1 protein-coding gene is annotated in these 361 nt (G+C 64.8%); it reads right to left on the bottom strand.

The features are described 5' to 3' along the window. Window positions 1–361: hypothetical protein (locus tag E3W21_RS31975; RefSeq protein WP_256661644.1), on the bottom strand; the 361-nt coding region annotated here is incomplete at both ends.

The following is a 361-nucleotide window of genomic DNA, read 5'->3' as shown; positions in this document are numbered from 1 at the left end:
AGGGTATTCGCGCCATCGTCGGCATGCGGCGTGGTGCTTGGCGGCGAGGTCAGCGTGTAGGTGTAGGTGCCGTCGGGATTGAGCAGGATTTGGCCGTAGGTGCCAGTGGCGCTGCCGACCAGTGTGTAGGTGATTGCGCCGGTCGCGCCGGTGACGGAGCCGACCAGGGTGCCACTGGCGGTTTCGCCGGTATTGCCCGGCAGGCTGCCGGTGACGGTGCCGGGCGCCAGATCCTGACCGTCCTGGTTCAGGTCGAGGGCTTTTTCATAGACGGTCACGTCGCTGTCACTGACCGCTCGGATGCAGCTGTTGATCACGTCGATGGTGATGGTGGTGGTGCTTTGGTCACCGTCGGCATCGC

This window comes from Pseudomonas sp. F01002 (assembly GCF_004402115.1).
GTDB lineage: Bacteria > Pseudomonadota > Gammaproteobacteria > Pseudomonadales > Pseudomonadaceae > Aquipseudomonas > Aquipseudomonas frigoris.
Note: the sequence above shows the minus strand (reverse complement) of the source record. Positions and strands in the feature narration are given on the sequence as shown.